The 14577-nt window shown below is 38.0% G+C and carries 15 protein-coding genes; 8 read left to right on the top strand and 7 right to left on the bottom strand.

Annotation, left to right across the window (positions count from 1 at the left end; all coding sequences use genetic code 11):
- Positions 1 to 178: 178 nt before the first annotated feature.
- The 7 genes from BFN00_RS00685 to rfbB are packed head-to-tail and all read right to left on the bottom strand — an operon-like array spanning position 179 to position 5849.
- The gene (locus BFN00_RS00685) at positions 179 to 1423 is read right to left on the bottom strand and encodes an O-antigen translocase (RefSeq protein ID WP_071850158.1); all 1245 of its coding nucleotides are present in this window, start codon (positions 1421 to 1423) and stop codon (positions 179 to 181) included.
- A 5-nt stretch (positions 1424 to 1428) separates the two neighbouring features.
- Complete coding sequence (locus BFN00_RS00680) at positions 1429 to 2544, bottom strand: DegT/DnrJ/EryC1/StrS family aminotransferase (RefSeq protein ID WP_071850157.1); 1116 nt, start codon at positions 2542 to 2544, stop codon at positions 1429 to 1431.
- A gap of 12 nt (positions 2545 to 2556) precedes the next feature.
- Positions 2557 to 2964: a MaoC family dehydratase gene (locus BFN00_RS00675; RefSeq protein ID WP_071850156.1), complete on the bottom strand. Its 408-nt coding sequence runs from the start codon at positions 2962 to 2964 to the stop codon at positions 2557 to 2559.
- A gap of 6 nt (positions 2965 to 2970) precedes the next feature.
- Positions 2971 to 3510 carry a GNAT family N-acetyltransferase gene (locus tag BFN00_RS00670; RefSeq protein ID WP_071850155.1) on the bottom strand — a complete coding sequence of 180 codons (540 nt, stop codon included), beginning with the start codon at positions 3508 to 3510 and terminating at the stop codon, positions 2971 to 2973.
- Position 3511: 1 nt separating this feature from the next.
- Entirely contained in the window at positions 3512 to 3910 is a 399-nt protein-coding gene (locus tag BFN00_RS00665) for a sugar 3,4-ketoisomerase (protein WP_071850154.1), read from the bottom strand.
- A 2-nt stretch (positions 3911 to 3912) separates the two neighbouring features.
- Positions 3913 to 4791, bottom strand: coding sequence for a glucose-1-phosphate thymidylyltransferase RfbA (gene rfbA / locus BFN00_RS00660; protein ID WP_071850153.1), 879 nt, complete (start codon positions 4789 to 4791; stop codon positions 3913 to 3915).
- Positions 4791 to 5849 (bottom strand): dTDP-glucose 4,6-dehydratase, encoded by a 1059-nt coding sequence (rfbB, locus tag BFN00_RS00655; protein ID WP_071850152.1) that lies wholly within the window; start codon positions 5847 to 5849, stop codon positions 4791 to 4793. Before rfbB ends, rfbA begins: the two co-directional genes overlap by 1 nt.
- 260 nt (positions 5850 to 6109) lie before the next feature.
- On the opposite strand from rfbB, the gene BFN00_RS00650 reads away from it, so the two are divergent.
- The 8 genes from BFN00_RS00650 to BFN00_RS00615 all read left to right on the top strand — a co-directional run bounded on the left by BFN00_RS00650 (position 6110) and on the right by BFN00_RS00615 (position 14469).
- Positions 6110 to 7204 (top strand): polysaccharide biosynthesis/export family protein, encoded by a 1095-nt coding sequence (locus tag BFN00_RS00650; protein WP_071850151.1) that lies wholly within the window; start codon positions 6110 to 6112, stop codon positions 7202 to 7204.
- Between the two features lie 3 nt (positions 7205 to 7207).
- Positions 7208 to 7636, top strand: a complete 429-nt coding sequence (locus BFN00_RS00645) for a low molecular weight protein-tyrosine-phosphatase (RefSeq protein WP_071850150.1) — start codon at positions 7208 to 7210, stop codon at positions 7634 to 7636.
- Between the two features lie 20 nt (positions 7637 to 7656).
- A complete protein-coding gene (locus BFN00_RS00640; protein ID WP_071850149.1) occupies positions 7657 to 9855 on the top strand; it encodes a polysaccharide biosynthesis tyrosine autokinase in 2199 nt (732 codons plus the stop codon).
- 146 nt (positions 9856 to 10001) lie between these two features.
- Entirely contained in the window at positions 10002 to 11441 is a 1440-nt protein-coding gene (locus BFN00_RS00635; protein ID WP_071850148.1) for a capsule assembly Wzi family protein, read from the top strand.
- A 233-nt stretch (positions 11442 to 11674) separates the two neighbouring features.
- The gene (bamJ, locus tag BFN00_RS00630) at positions 11675 to 12379 is read left to right on the top strand and encodes a BamJ family beta-barrel-assembly machinery protein (protein WP_005245452.1); all 705 of its coding nucleotides are present in this window, start codon (positions 11675 to 11677) and stop codon (positions 12377 to 12379) included.
- A gap of 48 nt (positions 12380 to 12427) precedes the next feature.
- Positions 12428 to 13117 (top strand): BamJ family beta-barrel-assembly machinery protein, encoded by a 690-nt coding sequence (bamJ, locus tag BFN00_RS00625; protein WP_005264533.1) that lies wholly within the window; start codon positions 12428 to 12430, stop codon positions 13115 to 13117.
- Positions 13118 to 13281: 164 nt separating this feature from the next.
- Positions 13282 to 14016 carry a dienelactone hydrolase family protein gene (locus tag BFN00_RS00620; protein WP_005264532.1) on the top strand — a complete coding sequence of 245 codons (735 nt, stop codon included), beginning with the start codon at positions 13282 to 13284 and terminating at the stop codon, positions 14014 to 14016.
- A gap of 93 nt (positions 14017 to 14109) precedes the next feature.
- Positions 14110 to 14469 carry an HIT family protein gene (locus BFN00_RS00615; RefSeq protein ID WP_026055739.1) on the top strand — a complete coding sequence of 120 codons (360 nt, stop codon included), beginning with the start codon at positions 14110 to 14112 and terminating at the stop codon, positions 14467 to 14469.
- Positions 14470 to 14577: the final 108 nt, after the last annotated feature.

The raw sequence follows: 14577 nt of genomic DNA, 5'->3' as shown, positions 1-14577 counted from the left end.
AGATGTGTATAAGAGACAGAGATATGGTTTTATAACTAATATTATAGTCAGGGACAAAAGATTTATAACCATCCCCATTATGAACTGAAAAAACCTCATACCCTTTTCTTCGCAATGTGAGTGCTAAATTAGTATGGACTCCGGAATACTCGCCTAAAAGCAATATTTTCATATTAACTTACCTTAACTGCTTAAATACATTAAAACTCATTACTACCCAATACAATGCATAGTTTAATAAATAGGCAATTGAAACACCCTCAAAACCAAAAACTTGGACAAATATATAAGTTAATAAAACCAAACTAAGCGAGAATATAATTTCTGTAGTTACATACAGCTTCGTCATCGCTTTACTTAACATCAAATAGGCCAATATCCAACCACCAATTTTAAGTGAATCCCCTATCATTTGCCATAAAAACAAATCACGCATTGGCATAAATGCATGACTAAACAATAAAGTAATAATCCAATCACGCATAACATAAACACACAAACTTCCAATTACAGCTAAAGGAAAGATAAATTTATAGCCTAAATATACTTCTTTTTTTATTTCATCTAAATGAGTCAATTCAGCTAGTCTTGGTAAGTAATATACGCTTAGGGTTGTTGTAACCAACATTAAATAAGCTGCACTTAAGCGAATCATCGCTTCCCAATAGCCAGCGTAATTCAAACCAAACTCTTGTGATAAATAAGTACGGATTACCATTTGCGACAAAGGCACACAAATAGCACTTACTAATGCCATAAGTGCAAAAGCTGCAAATTTTTTAGCTATTTGTGATTCTATTTTTCCGAATAAATAAGAAAACTTAAACCAACTAGCCTTATAACACAAAAAAAGTGTTACAAAAAAGGCAATAGATTGATAGATTGATAGAGCAATTAAAGCACCGTATAAATGATATTGAACAGCTAAAATACCTGTTATTAATAATGAAAGTATACTACCTACAATATTTGCAGTGACTAATTTTAAAATTTCCTTTTTTCCATTCAAAATTGCCAAAAAAAGCGCATTTAAATTAAATAAAATCAAAGAGGCTGCAAACCAAACAAAAATAGACTGATAATCGGTAGTATGAAAAATATAAAGTGATAATTGTTTTTGAAAAGTTAAGATTATAAATGTAAAAATAAAACTAAAAATGAGGACTAAGCTACCCGCAGCTTTCCAAATTGCTCTTTGCTTAGTTTCATCTCCATGATATTCAGCAGTATATTTTATCACTGCTGTATTAATTGCACTTCCCGCAAAGGTTGTGACCATTTGTATAAAATTTTGAAACTGTCCTATTGCCGCATAACCTGAAGGGCCAACATATACAGCTAAAATTTTATTCAAAATAAACATTGTGGCTGTTTTAATTAAAACAGCCACGCCATTTAAGGCACTGGTCTTTAACAGATTCATCGTTTTTAAACTTGAAACTGATTACATAAAGTGATAATTCTCTCAGCATCCGCTATAGACAGAGTTGGCCCCATTGGTAAGCTCAACACTTCTCTATGTATCTGCTCAGAAATTGGATAATTCAAATCATTCCATTCTTTGTACGCTTGTTGCTTATGCGGTGGAATTGGGTAATGGATTAAAGTTTGAATACCATTTTCTGTAAAATACTGTTGTAAGTCATCACGATTTTTCGTTCTGATCACAAATAAATGCCAAACATGCTGCTCATAGGTTTCTGCATTTATATTTGTTAATGGAAGTTCAATGTTTGAGTGCTTAATTCCAGTCAAATATAAATTTGCAATTTGACGTCTATGTTGTATTTCCTCATTTAAAAACTTCAGTTTAATATCAAGCATTGCTGCCTGTATTTCATCTAAACGACTATTTACACCAGGGACTAAGTTTTTATATTTTTCATGTGAGCCATAATTACGTAGGGCTTTTAGCATGTTTGCCAACTCGGCATCATTCGTGGTAATTGCACCTGCATCACCCAATGCACCTAAATTTTTTCCAGGATAAAAACTAAAACCTGAAGCATCGCCCCAATTTCCAGCTTTTTTACCATTTAACTCTGCACCATGTGATTGTGCTGAATCTTCCAACACCAACAAATTATATTTTTTTGCAATTTCCATAATTTCAGGCATTGGCGCAATTTGACCATACAAATGGACAGGCAAAATGACACGAGTTTTAGCTGTGATAGCCTTTTGAATTCTAGTAGGGTCAATATTATAAGTATTAATATTAGGTTCAACTAATACAGGTGTTAAATTGTTAGCCGTGATGGCAAGAATACTGGCAATATAAGTATTCGATGGAACAATAACCTCATCACCATCTTTAAGTTCGCCCAACTCCTTCCATGCACGTAGGGTAAGGATCAGTGCATCTAGGCCATTTGCAACGCCTATGGCAAACTGTGTACCACAATATTCAGCAAAGTTGTTTTCAAAGCTTTCTAACTCTTTACCACCAATATACCAACCTGAATCAATAACACGACTACATGCATCTATTAACTCATTACGATATTGCTGATTAATATTTTTTAAATCAAGGAAAGGGATCATTATAAATTTACATCATTCAGGAATATAAAGTTCAGCCATACCCACAATACACTCTTGATCATTAGATATAGCAAGTGTCTTAAAAATGACGCGTTTCTTTTCTTGTAGAATATCTATAATTTCTACTTTAAAAAGAACTTTTGTATTTAAGTATATGGGTCTAAGAAATTTGTTTTCAGATTTTAAGTAAATACAACCAGCACCTGGTAAATTATTTGCAAATATAGAAGAAAATATACTTGATGCTAAAGCACCATGTACAATTCTCCTCCCAAAAGTAGTTGTTTTTGCATATTCTTCATCTAGATGTACTGGATTTTCATCGCCACTTAATTTAGAGAATAAATCCACATCATTTTCACTAAATGAGTGAGCAATTTCCGCACACATTCCTAATTTATATTCAGTAATCGACAACATATCTAATCAACCCAAAAACCGAGCATATTGAATCTTATTCTTTTCATATTTTTCTTTTGAAAAAATATAATATATATTTGTACTGTCTTCTGAAACTTTTTCAGCCCCCATTTTTAAATGAAATGAATGTACTTTATCATTACCTTTCATCACTTCATAATGACTTTGTTCAAAGCCAAGATAGGAAAATCCTGCTTCATAAACAAGTAGGGCACTCTCTACAGCTGCGTATTTTGTTTTGTTTTCTCCTAGAATCCAACTTCCCCAACAAAATGATTTTGGATTCTCCTTGAAATCGTAAAGCCGCACTGTGCCAACTGCTAAATCATCGCTATTTCTACAAATAATAAAATAATATTCCTCTGCAGCTTGTTCTCTTTTTTTATAATTTATAATCCATTTACGTTGAGCTTCTTCATCTGCTGTAGATTTAGAGATATAAGTATTTAACTCATCGTCATTTCTCAAATTACAAATAAATTCGGCATCATTTTCGTGTACTAACCGAAGATGAATCGTACTTGCTTTTAAGTTAAAATTTTTCATTTTAGCCTCTTATAGCCTGAAACTCTGCATATGTGCGAATATAATCACTCTCATCATAATGCTCACTTGCCAATACAAGTAAAATACAATCTTCCGAAAAATCATGCATTTCATGCCATACCATGGGGGGTATCCTTAACCCTTGATTAGGTTGGTACAATACAACCTTTTGCTTTTCTTTACCACTATCCATCAACATTTTACAACTACCTTGAATGCAAAAAGCAATTTGCTGTAATTGTCTGTGTGCATGGAATCCACGTGGAACATCAGGCTGAGCGCCAAAAATATAATAAAGCCTTTGAATATTGAATGGGATACTCTTATTAGCTTCAGCGACAACAAGGCTACCGCGATGATCACCTAAATTAGGCAATTCAATCCAATCGATAAGGCTCATATTTATTCACTCACCAATGAAATCAAATATTGACCATAATCATTTTTACTCATGCTTTGACCAATTTCTAAAACTTGTTCTTTACTTAACCAACCATTATTCAGCGCAATTTCTTCTAAACACGCGACTTTATAGCCCTGTCGCTTTTCAATAGTCTCTACAAACTGAGCTGCCTCAAGTAAACTTTCATGTGTACCTGTATCTAACCATGCAAAACCACGGCCTAGTAATTCCACATTTAGATCACCGCGCTCTAAATACATCTGATTAACTGTCGTAATTTCTAATTCTCCACGCTCAGATGGTTTTACTTGTTTGGCAATTTCAATTACATCATTGTCATAAAAATACAAACCGGTGACTGCAAAGTGGGATTTAGGTTGTTTAGGCTTTTCTTCTAAAGAAATTGCGCGCTTTTGTTCGTCAAACTCAACTACACCAAAACGCTCAGGGTCTTTCACCTGATAGCCAAATACCGTTGCACCTTTTTGACGTGCGACGGCTTGACGGAGCATTGGGGTAAAACCTTGACCGTAAAAAATATTGTCGCCAAGCACTAAGCAAACATTACTATCCCCAATAAAGCTTTCACCAATAATAAAAGCCTGTGCCAAGCCGTCTGGGCTAGGTTGGACGGCATATTCAAGCTGAATTCCAAATTGAGCACCATCACCCAATAAACGTTTAAAACCATCTATATCTTCAGGAGTACTAATAATGAGTACTTCACGAATACCTGCAAGCATAAGTACAGAAAGCGGGTAATACACCATTGGCTTGTCATAAATAGGCAATAGCTGCTTAGATACACCTTTAGTAATCGGATATAAACGTGTACCTGAACCGCCTGCTAAAATAATACCTTTTGTTGTATTTGACATTATGAATTTACACCTAATCTTTCGCGTTGGTAACTACCATCTTGCACTCGATGACACCAGTCTAAATTATTTAAATACCATTGCACCGTTTTACGGATTCCAGTTTCAAAAGTTTCTGCAGGCGTCCAACCTAGTTCATTTTGAATTTTTGTGGCATCAATCGCATAGCGTAAGTCATGTCCAGGGCGGTCTTTTACAAATGTAATCAGTGATTCATACGCCTGACCATTTGCCTGTGGTTTTAACTCATCCAAAATCTTACAAATAGTTTTGACCACTTCAATATTCTGCTTTTCATTATGACCACCAATATTATAGGTCTCACCTACTACACCCTCAGTGACCACTTTATATAAAGCACGCGCATGATCTTCTACAAATAACCAATCCCGAATTTGCTGACCATTCCCATATACAGGTAAAGGTTTAGCATCCAGTGCATTTAGAATCACCAATGGAATTAACTTTTCGGGGAAGTGATACGGACCATAATTATTTGAACAATTAGTCACAATTACTGGCAGACCATAGGTCCTATGCCAAGCACGTACCAAATGGTCTGAACTGGCTTTGGAGGCAGAATATGGAGAGCTTGGCGCGTATGAAGTTGTTTCTGTAAACAAATCTGTCGTGCCTTCTAAGTCACCATAAACTTCATCAGTTGAAATATGATGAAAGCGAAAGTTTTGCTGAGCTTCGGCGTCAAGCTCCATCCAATACTTTCGAGCGGCTTCTAATAAAGTATAAGTTCCCACAATATTGGTTTGAATAAATGCTGCCGGGCCATCAATTGAGCGGTCTACATGTGACTCTGCAGCCAAGTGCATAATTGCATGAGGCTGAAATGCATCTATTGCAGCTGTAATTTGTTCTGTATCGCAAATATCAATTTGTTTGAACTCATAGTTCGAGTGTTGATCAATTTCTTTTAACGATTCTAAATTTCCTGCATAAGTCAATTTATCAATATTAAAAACTTGATTATTAGTGTTTTGAATAATATGACGGATGACTGCTGAACCAATAAAACCGGCGCCACCAGTGACAAGAATTTTCATTTATATGACCTTAAATTTCTTTTTAAGAATTTTACCAACAGGAGTATAAAATTTTGCAGCTATTGTAGACATAAATTAAAAAAAAGATATTAATACAGTATTAAATTTTAACCAATCATCAAAAAAATAAAAAAATAAATATAAAAATCAAATAACTACATTAAAAATATAAATTAAAAATGTTTTGAAGATATTCAATAATTAGATTTTGCACTACAATCCTTTCTTAATAACGATGTATTAAAATTAAGGGCTTGAATGTGAAGTATCAACGCACATCCATTTTATTCACTATTTCAATATTATTCTCTGGTTGTACGCTTACTTCCGGCTTGCAAACCTATGATTTGCCTCCTCAAGGTAATTACAGAACCGATCAGGGCGCAGAGCTTTCAGTCATACAAATTACGCAAGACAATATTCCTCGTATCGAACTCAATAACGCTCAGAATTCCAATACTATTTTTCACTTATTTAACAAGCATCAACAAGTCTATAAATTGAGTTCAGGTGATGTTCTCTCAATTCAACTTTGGGCCTACCCGGAAATCACCCCCCCTATTCAGGATATTTCAAATGTAAAAGCTGCAGGTTATCCCATAGACTCTAGTGGCAACATACAATTACCTTTAGTGGGACAGGTACGGGTAGCCGGGAAAACACTGGCTGAAACCAATCGTTTTTTACGCAGTCAATTTGCACGCTATTTGAAACACCCTGATGTGGTGGTTCGAGTATTGTCTTATGAAGGTCGTCGCTATTTTGTCAATGGACAAGTCATGCGTAGTGGCCAATATACGCTAAATGATCAGCCCATTAGCATCTATACAGCACTCGGACAGGCAGGTGGTATTAATACTGAAACAGGTGACAATACCAATATTCAATTGATCCGGGAGGGTCAAACTTTTGACCTCAATGTACTACAACTAGAGAAACAAGGCCTATCTTTACATAATTTACTGATTCAACCGAATGATACTATTTTTGTGAATACTAAACAGAATCAAAAGCTTTATGTTATGGGTGAGTCGAGTAAAAGCCAAGCGCTGTCTTTACGTGACCAAGGTATGACCCTAAGTGATGTTTTGGGTGAGAGTGAAGGAATTAATCCTTACTCCGCAAGTGCGGCTAAAATCTATGTAATGCGCACCGATTTAGCCACCAAGCAGTCCACTGTGTATCACTTGAATTTAAGTAGTTTTGGTAATTTGGGCTTAGCTAATCAATTTCAAATGAAAAAAAATGACATCGTTTATATTGATGCGACTGGATTAACGCGCTGGCAACGTATTGTTAACCAGATTATTCCGTTCTCTAGTGCACTCTATAGCTTTGACCAACTAGGTAAATAAAATATGCAAATTCGGAATATTTTGGTCGTCTGTGTGGGAAATATTTGCCGTAGCCCTATGGGCGAGTTTTTTCTCAAGAAAAATCATCCTAATTTACATATTGAGTCTGCTGGTCTTTCTGCCATGGTAGGCCATAGTGCTGATGATAAGGCCATTGCAAGTATGACAAGAAAATCAATTGATATGAGATCACATGTCGCAAAACAAATTGATGCCAGCTTAATCAAAGCTGCAGATTTAATTTTAGTGATGAGTTCAAATCAACAAAAACATATAGAAAAGACATGGCCATTTGCTAAAGGTAAAGTGTTTCGTTTAGGACACTGGCAAGATCAGAATGTTCCTGACCCTTATAAGCTTGATCAAGCATTTTTTGAAGAAACATGTAATAACATCGAATCTTATGTTTCGGATTGGCAATCACATATTTAATTTTATCTAGTAGTTTATCCATGAATCAAAATTCAAGTACTAATGACGATACCATTGACTTAAAAGAATTATTTTTTTCGTTAATTGCACAATGGAAAGTGATCGCGCTTTGTATCATCCTGAGCTTAACCTTCGCATTACTTTATTTACGTGTTACTCCCTCAATTTATTCTGCTGATGCAATGGTTCTAGTAGAGGATAATAAAGGCGCTGGAGCTGCTGCCCTCTTGGGTGGGTTGAGTGATGCTATTCCAGGGGGAATGGGCGGAAAATCTCCGGCAGATGCTGAGATTGAAATCTTAAACTCACGCATGATTTTGGGACAAACGATTCAAAATTTGCACCTTGATATCCAAATTAAAGATAATAGTAATACTTTATTTAATCGTCTGATTAAAAACGACAAAGCTGAAGTTCTTTATAAAAAGGATAGGGTGGTTTTCCAAAAAGAAAATCAAGCCTTCTTAATCAAAACATTAAAAATTCCAAATTACTATCTAGATAAAAAGTTAGAGTTAAAATTCACGGATAACAACCAGTTTACTTTCTCTTATAAAGATGAAGTGATATTTAAAGGTCAATTGAATTCGAGTAATCAAGCCATAGATTCTAAGGGCCTTTGGGAAGTGGCAATATTTAGCAAATCTCCGTTTAAAGAAACATTTACTATTACTAAACTTGCACTACCTACAGCAATGCAGTTCTTAAAAAATGACTATGGTGTAGCAGAGAGAGGGAAAAACTCCGGTGTTATTGGTCTAAATTATAATGGCAATGATAAGGAACATATTACTCAAGTTCTGAATAATATTTTATCCGTCTATCAAATACAAAATATTCAACGCAAGTCTTTAGAATCTAAACAAACTTTAAATTTTCTAGACAAACAGCTGCCGGAACTTAAACAGCAACTTGAGGAATCAGAAATCAAGTTCAACCGTTTCCGTGAGCAATACAATACTATTGATGTAACTCAAGAAGCCGAGTTAATGTTAAAGCAAAATGTTGAACTGGAAAAGATGAAAATCCAATTACAACAACAGCAAGCGGAACTTTCTTCAAAATATACCCCTGATCACCCTCTAATGTCAGCCATTAATGCTCAACTTGCTGAAATTAATCAAAAAACATCAGAAATGACACAATCTATTAAACGTTTACCAGAAACACAACGATTATATTTACAGCTATATCGAGATGTGAAAGTAAACACTGAACTTTATACCGCTTTACTCAATAGCTATCAGCAATTAAAAATTGCAGAGGCTGGTGAAATTGGTAATGTTAGAGTTATTGACCAAGCTGTTGAACCTGTTAAACCAATTAAACCTAAGCCATTAATTACAATAATTTTATCAATTTTTGTTGGTGGTTTTATTGGAGTATTAATTGCACTACTACGCAATATGATGCGTTCAGGCATTAAAGACGCAGCGCAAATTGAAAATGAGCTTGATCTGCCAGTCTATGCCACTGTACCGCGCTCTGTTATTCAAGAAAGTCGTATTAACCTATTAAAGAAGAAAAAGAATATTCCTATTCTTGCGGTTAAAGATAGCAGTGATATCGCGATCGAAAGCCTCCGTAGCATGCGAACAGCAATTCATTTTGCCTTAATGAATGCGACCAATAATGTGATTGCAATTTCTGGCCCTGCACCTGAAGTTGGAAAATCATTCATTACCACTAACCTTGCTACTATTTTAGCGCAAGGGGGAAAACGGGTTCTGGTCATTGATGGTGATCTACGTCGTGGCTATTTACATAAGTACTTTAACGCCGAGGTACAGCCAGGTTTAGCAGAATTATTGAATCATCAAAACAGCTATGAACATGTCATACAAAGCTCTACAGTAGAAAACCTGTTCTTTGTGACACGTGGTAAGAGTCCGGTCAACCCATCTGAACTATTAAGTACTGATCAATTCAAGACTTTCCTGGATCAGGCCTCTGCTCATTTTGATCATATCCTGATTGACACGCCACCCGTCCTTGCAGTGACCGATGGTATTATTATTGCGCAATATGCGGGTGTAAATTTATTGATTGCCCGTCATGGTAAAACACAAATCAAAGAGCTGGAAATCACTGTGAATCGTTTTGAACAGGCCAATGTCAAAGTGAATGGCGTGATTCTGAATGATGTACAAAAAGGGGCGGCAGGTAGCTATGGTTATAATTATGCTTATGCTTATACCGCAAATAAAGACAATGACTAATTCATTGTAAGCTTTGATTTCACATCCTGCCTTGAGCAGGGTGTGAAATCACCCTCTATTACATTTATCTCAAATGATCATTGTTGAAAAAATCAACTAAAAACCCTATCTTGGTTACAGTTTAAAACTCCTGAGAATATACAAAAATGTTACCTAAAACACTGCTCGCCAGCTTGGCATTAAGTTCCTCACTAACCTTTGCTCAAGGCATCGTTTTAAATGACCAAAACCTGCGCACCGATTTAAACTGGTTAAATCAGCAAGGTGTGATTCAAGTTAGCACTTCGACCTGGCCAATGAGTGGTGATGAAATCCAACGCGCCCTTTCTCAGGCCCAAGTCAGCAATAATAATCAGCAAAGAGTCATTGATTCAGTCATGGCTCATTTGAATACCAACAACCAGTTACTTAAAGCATCACTATTTGCAGAGACAGATCAAAAAAATATTCCTCAAGTCTTTGGCGACCAGCAAAAAGCGCAATACCAAGCGGGTATAGAGTTAAATACAGGCAATCAAAATTGGGATGCCAGACTTCGCATAAATGCAGAAAAAGATCCCCAGATTGATAATGATCAAGATGTGAATGTGGAAGGGTCTTACCTCGCAGGTAAATTGTGGAATCAATGGCTGATTGCTGGACAAATTCCGACCTACTGGGGACCCGGCCATGATGGCAGCTTAATTCGGGGTGATGCTAGTCGCCCTGTATATGGTGTGACCATGCAGCGTGCTGAACAGAATGCTTTTGCGAATAAATGGTTCTCTTGGATTGGACCTTGGCAATATCAAGCCTTTGCCGGACAACTGGATGACTATGATGCTGTACCTGATGCTAAATTAATTGGCTTACGTCTCACTGCACAACCTTTACCCTATTTGGAGCTAGGTGCATCGCGTGCTATCCAATGGGGAGGTGAAGGACGACCTGAAAGCCTGAGCTCACTTTGGGATGCTTTTGTCGGTAATAAAGACAATGGTGGCACAGGTGAACCTGACCCATCCAATCAAATTGCCGGGTTTGATGCGCGCTTAAATCTACAGCCACTGCTGCAAGTCCCAATGGGGATGTATGCACAATATATTGGTGAAGATGAAGCGGGCGGCTTACCAGCCAAAAAAATGTATTTGGCTGGGGTAGATTATTCTTCTAGCTATAATAATATGCCTTTCCAGCTATATACCGAATGGGCAGACACCCGCACCAATGGCAAGGCCCAAGGTATTTCTTATAATCACACCAATTATATTGGTGGTTTTTATCAACATGGTTACCCATTAGCACATGCAATGGGTGGTGATGGTCAAATGGTTTCTGTGGGTGGTGATATTCGTTTCGATCGCCTGAACCGTGTTAATGCTCGAGTGCTGTTTGCCAAGTTGAATGAGTCTAACCGAACTACTAATTTAGCTTTTCCAGCGCAGGATGAATTAAAAGCTGTTGATGTGAGCTGGACCCATTATTTACGCCCAGATATTCCACTGAAACTAAATGGCTGGATCAGTGATTCAGACTTACGTGGTAATGATGGTGGTGCATCGATTGGAATTGAATTTCCTTTAGAAAAAAGCTTGTTTTCTTACTAAGCTCTTTGCAAAATACAATTTCGGTTAGAGCAATCTTTGTTCCTAGACATTCTCGAACAATGATTAAAATCTGAAAAATAAAAAAACCAGCCATTGCTGGTTTTTTTATATCTTCAAACTTCAACATAACTGCGGTGTCCACTTGCTAAAAAACCACCCATTCTGCAAGATTTCTCAAAATTTTCTGCTAAGATGGAATGAACCTCAACGATAACATTAGATTGGAATAATACATGAGTAAGGCCTTACCGATTGCTGTCGCTGTTCTTTTAGGCGGTGCCGCGCTAGTACCTGTTTACTATGCAACTCAAAACCCAGCTGCTCAAACCACAAAAGCATCTAAAGATGCCTCGGCTGTTTCTAAAATTAGCTATGCACTCGGTTATGAAGTCGCTCATCAAACTCCACCTGAGCTGGATATTAACAGCTTTGTGACAGGCGTTCGCGAAGGTCATGCCCGTACCGCTCCTGCTTATACTGAAGAAGAATTACAAGCAGCTTATGAGCAATTCCAAAAAGAAATGCAGCAGAAGCAAGTCGATAGTGCCAAACAGGCTCAGGCATCAAGTGATACTTTCCTGACTGAAAATGCCAAAAAAGCTGGGGTAAAAACTACCGCATCTGGTTTGCAATATGTAGTGACCAAAGAAGGTACAGGCAAACAGCCTGCAGCAACTTCAATTGTAAAAGTACATTACACAGGGAAATTAGTTGATGGTACCGTGTTTGACAGTTCGGTTGAACGTGGCGAACCGATTGAGTTCCCACTCAATCAGGTCATTCCAGGCTGGACCGAAGGTTTGCAACTGATGAAAGAAGGCGGTAAAGCAACCCTGTATATCCCATCTAAACTCGGTTATGGTGAACAGGGCGTGCCAGGTACGATTCCTCCACACAGTACTTTGATTTTTGATGTGGAACTCATCGAAGTAAAATAATCCACGAAAAGGAGAGCAACGCGCTCTCCTTTATTTTGAGAATTAATCATGAAAATACAAATAAGTTTGATGGTTTTACTGCTGAGTTCTGGCAGTCTGTTTGCCAAAGAAGTCACCAATAAGAGCCCTGAGGCTGAACAGGTCGGCTACAGCTTTGGTTATCTGATGGGAAAAAGTAATGCTGACTCCTTACAAGGCATTGATCTGGATGCCTTCAGCGCCGGTTTAAAAGCGGCAGCCGCTGGGAAACAGGCGACTTTAAGCGAGGAAGACATGGCGCGGGTGTTGACCCAATTTAAGCGTCAGGCTGAAGCCAAAGAGCTGATTACCTTGAAAAAGCAGGCGGATGAAAATGCCAAAATTGGTCAGGCTTTTCTGGCTGAAAATGCAAAAAAACCGGGGATAAAAACCACCAAATCAGGTTTGCAATATCAGATTCTTCAGGAAGGAAAAGGTAAATCGCCGAGCGCAAATAGTAATGTCCGTGTACATTATGAAGGCCGTTTGATTGATGGTACGGTTTTTGACAGCTCGATTGCCCGTAATCAGCCCGTGGTATTTCGTACCACCCAAGTCATTACCGGCTGGACCGAAGGTTTACAGCTGATGAAAGAAGGTGCCAAATATCGTTTCTTCATTCCGGCCGAACTGGCCTATGGACAGATTGGTTCAGGGGATGTAATTGAACCGAACAGTACTTTAATTTTTGATGTGGAATTACTGGAAATTACTAAATAATAAGTCCTATTTTTCCAGATCTAAAATCGGAGAGGTTCTATATTGGCCTCTCTTTTTTTATGGGCTTAAGTATCCTTAAATCGCAGGTTTTCATGTCACATTCCGATCAGTTTTGCTATGTTATGTTTTAATCAAGCAATTCAACAACAATAGAGGACGTCAGCATGGCAGCAATCAAGACTCGCGAAATTCATTATACTGCGCAGGATGGCAGCCCATTAATTGGTTATTTTGCCGCCCCAGAAACAGATACCCCTGTTGCCGGTGTACTGGTCGCACCCGAATGGTGGGGTCGGAATGAATATACCGAACAGCGTGCCCGTGAACTTGCAGAACATGGCTATGCGGCCTTGGCCATGGACATGTATGGTGATAAAAAAGTCACGACCAATTCTGATCAGGCTCATCAGTGGATGATGCAGACTTTTGAAGATCCTGACACTATCGTTAACCGTGCAACAGCAGCCTTGAATGCCCTGGCAGCACAGGATGAAGTCAATGCTGATAAGCTTGCAGCGATTGGTTTCTGCTACGGCGGCAAAGTCGTATTGGATCTGGCCCGTTCTAATGCACCTTTAAAAGCGGTGGCGACTTTCCATGCCATTCTGTCGCCAAAAGCACCTGCTCAGGAAGGTCAGGTACAGGCGGAAATCCTGGTGCTACATGGTGAACTCGACAGCATGGTAACCCTGGATGATGTCGCCAGTTTCCGTGAGGAAATGCATGCTGCCAAAGTCGAGCATGAAGTGATTGTTTTTGAAAATGCCAAACATGGCTTTAGCAACCCGCTTGCGGATGAACGGGCCAAAGCCAATGGTGTGGATCTTGGTTACAATGCAGAAGCGGAACAAAAAGGTCTGGCAGCAATGTATGCCTTGCTAGACTGCCATTTGGCATAAATAGAAACAACTATCCGGCTTGTTCACAGGCTGAATATTTTAGATACTTCATGAAGAAAAGAAGATAAATCCTACCAGAGGAGAATGTGTATGATGGCTGAAACCAACTGCCCCTACTGCAATTTTGACGAATATGATGTCATTGCCAAAAATGATTATGGTGTGGTGTTGCCTGAACCAAATTCATTGTCCGAAGGTCATTGTGTGATCATTCCATTGCGGCATGTGGCCTCATTTTTTGAAGTGACTGACAAAGAACGTAAAAGTTTGATGTCTTTATTGGAACAGGCACGCAATGAACTGCAATTACGCTACCAGCCTGCCGGTTTTCATGTCGGTTTTATTGATGGTGAAGTATTTCAGGAAAAGGTTGAACATCTGCATATTCATATTATTCCGCGTTATGCAGGCAAGACCTTGAAGCTGGATGAGCGCTGGGGAATTAACGATTAACCGGATTTTTGATCAAAAATAAATGCTCTCCGGAGCATTTATTTTTATGAAAGCTAAGTTCTATCAAGCTCGATGAACATCTACGTTTTTATCTCACTTTTCACATTC

It is taken from the genome of Acinetobacter sp. AR2-3 (assembly GCF_001878775.1).
GTDB classification, from domain to species: Bacteria; Pseudomonadota; Gammaproteobacteria; order Pseudomonadales; family Moraxellaceae; genus Acinetobacter; species Acinetobacter lwoffii_D.
The sequence above is the reverse complement of the archived record's forward strand: the minus strand, read 5'-3'. Positions and strand labels throughout refer to the sequence as shown.

Coding starts and splice junctions, on each gene's coding strand:
- BFN00_RS00685 (WP_071850158.1), bottom strand. CDS start 1,423: ATGAATCTGTTAAAGACCAGTGCCTTAAATGGCGTGGCTGTTTTAATT.
- BFN00_RS00680 (WP_071850157.1), bottom strand. CDS start 2,544: ATGATCCCTTTCCTTGATTTAAAAAATATTAATCAGCAATATCGTAAT.
- BFN00_RS00675 (WP_071850156.1), bottom strand. CDS start 2,964: ATGTTGTCGATTACTGAATATAAATTAGGAATGTGTGCGGAAATTGCT.
- BFN00_RS00670 (WP_071850155.1), bottom strand. CDS start 3,510: ATGAAAAATTTTAACTTAAAAGCAAGTACGATTCATCTTCGGTTAGTA.
- BFN00_RS00665 (WP_071850154.1), bottom strand. CDS start 3,910: ATGAGCCTTATCGATTGGATTGAATTGCCTAATTTAGGTGATCATCGC.
- rfbA (WP_071850153.1), bottom strand. CDS start 4,791: ATGTCAAATACAACAAAAGGTATTATTTTAGCAGGCGGTTCAGGTACA.
- rfbB (WP_071850152.1), bottom strand. CDS start 5,849: ATGAAAATTCTTGTCACTGGTGGCGCCGGTTTTATTGGTTCAGCAGTC.
- BFN00_RS00645 (WP_071850150.1), top strand. CDS start 7,208: ATGCAAATTCGGAATATTTTGGTCGTCTGTGTGGGAAATATTTGCCGT.
- BFN00_RS00640 (WP_071850149.1), top strand. CDS start 7,657: ATGAATCAAAATTCAAGTACTAATGACGATACCATTGACTTAAAAGAA.
- BFN00_RS00635 (WP_071850148.1), top strand. CDS start 10,002: ATGTTACCTAAAACACTGCTCGCCAGCTTGGCATTAAGTTCCTCACTA.
- bamJ (WP_005245452.1), top strand. CDS start 11,675: ATGAGTAAGGCCTTACCGATTGCTGTCGCTGTTCTTTTAGGCGGTGCC.
- bamJ (WP_005264533.1), top strand. CDS start 12,428: ATGAAAATACAAATAAGTTTGATGGTTTTACTGCTGAGTTCTGGCAGT.
- BFN00_RS00620 (WP_005264532.1), top strand. CDS start 13,282: ATGGCAGCAATCAAGACTCGCGAAATTCATTATACTGCGCAGGATGGC.
- BFN00_RS00615 (WP_026055739.1), top strand. CDS start 14,110: ATGGCTGAAACCAACTGCCCCTACTGCAATTTTGACGAATATGATGTC.